At 60.0% G+C, this 1,294-nt stretch carries 2 protein-coding genes and 1 pseudogene; 1 reads left to right on the top strand and 2 read right to left on the bottom strand.

Annotation, left to right across the window (positions count from 1 at the left end; all coding sequences use genetic code 11):
• Positions 1-417, top strand: a pseudogene (locus L632_RS0121175) (hypothetical protein); the annotation flags it as partial.
• A gap of 21 nt (positions 418-438) precedes the next feature.
• On the opposite strand, the gene L632_RS0121180 reads toward L632_RS0121175, so the two are convergent.
• Entirely contained in the window at positions 439-753 is a 315-nt protein-coding gene (locus tag L632_RS0121180) for a type II toxin-antitoxin system RelE/ParE family toxin (RefSeq protein WP_028717563.1), read from the bottom strand.
• Positions 750-1,016, bottom strand: coding sequence for a hypothetical protein (locus L632_RS0121185; RefSeq protein ID WP_220185190.1), 267 nt, complete (start codon positions 1,014-1,016; stop codon positions 750-752). Before L632_RS0121185 ends, L632_RS0121180 begins: the two co-directional genes overlap by 4 nt.
• Between the last annotated feature and the right edge of the window lie 278 nt (positions 1,017-1,294).

Below are 1,294 nucleotides of genomic sequence, written 5' to 3' on the forward strand. Positions count from 1 at the left end.
GGAGGCTACACCGCATCGGGCCAGCTACCCGTGCTGACCAAGCGGGGGCATTATTGGGCGCCGAAAGGGGGTCAAAGTTGCGTGCCGATTGACATCCGTGCGCTGATCGCGGGGCTGACGGAACCAGACCGGGACGGCGAGGCGCGCGACGCGATCCGGGGCCTGATCGAGAAGATCGTGGCGACACCGGTGCCGACCAAGGGCAAGCGGATGGCGCTCGATCTGGTGCTTCACGGCGATCTGGCCGGGATTCTGGCGCTGAGCCTGGGTGCGGATCGGTTGAGCGGACAGCAAAAAACCTCCTGCGAACAGGAGGTTGTGCAAAGTGCAGGATTTCTGGTTGCGGGGGCAGGATTTGCGAACTGTTTCGCAATGTCCAAAGCGATCATCCCGCCCTATCTTACAATAGCAGCCTGAAGCCTTGCGCGCAACGCATACTCAACTGCGCGCCCTGCTCCGCCGAACCCAATCCGCCCCGCCATAGCTTACCGCATAGATGAAGACCTCGCGCACGTCATCATCGACTGCGAATACCACGATGCCCTTTCGTCCGGCCGGGATCGCCCGAAGCCCCGGAGAGATCTCATCGCGTCTGCTCCCCTTGTGCGGGGTCAGCGCGAGACTGCGGATCACCTGTTCGATTTCATCAAGCTTGGCCGCAGCATTGGATGCTCCCGCATAGTCAGAGATCCATTCGGCAATCCAGTCGAGGTCGCCGGCTACCGAAGGATGGAAACGAATGCGGTAGGTCACCTCTCACCAGATGCCAGGCGGGCGCGAGCCCGGGCGAATACCTCATCACCATCAACGAAGGCATCGCGTGGCGTCTGCAGCCTGCTTCGGATCTCGTCGGCGAAAACGCCCAACGCGATCTCGCGCTCCTCCTCGTCCTGGATCATCTGCTCCAGCGCAGCCGCGACGAGCGCAGATTGCGAGGCGAAGACACCTGCCCCGACCTTCTCCGTCAGGAAACGGTGATGGCGATCCGTGAAACTCAGCGTGGTTTTAACTGTCATGAAAGCCCCCACAGTATGACTACATCATACCTGAAGCAGCTTCGGACACAATCCTTTTCGACGAGCAGCATACAGCATACAGATGATCAATCTGCATTCATGAGCCGGACCTCCCCGAACACCCCACATGCTTCAATAGCAACTTCACCCCCGAGATTCCTTCACCATTCGCGCCTATGTTTTACTTATCGCAATCGGTGCGCCGGCCATTCTGTCCCCACTGACACCGAAGACCGCAACGGAGATCGCCCTGGCCTGCGCCGCTTCCGACGCACTAA

Origin of the sequence: Paracoccus sp. J39 (genome assembly GCF_000518925.1) — a bacterium.
Classification (GTDB): Bacteria; Pseudomonadota; Alphaproteobacteria; order Rhodobacterales; family Rhodobacteraceae; genus Paracoccus.

Bases quoted from the DNA above. Each gene is read 5' to 3' on its own strand.
- L632_RS0121185 (WP_220185190.1), bottom strand. From the start codon at position 1,016: ATGACAGTTAAAACCACGCTGAGTTTCACGGATCGCCATCACCGTTTC.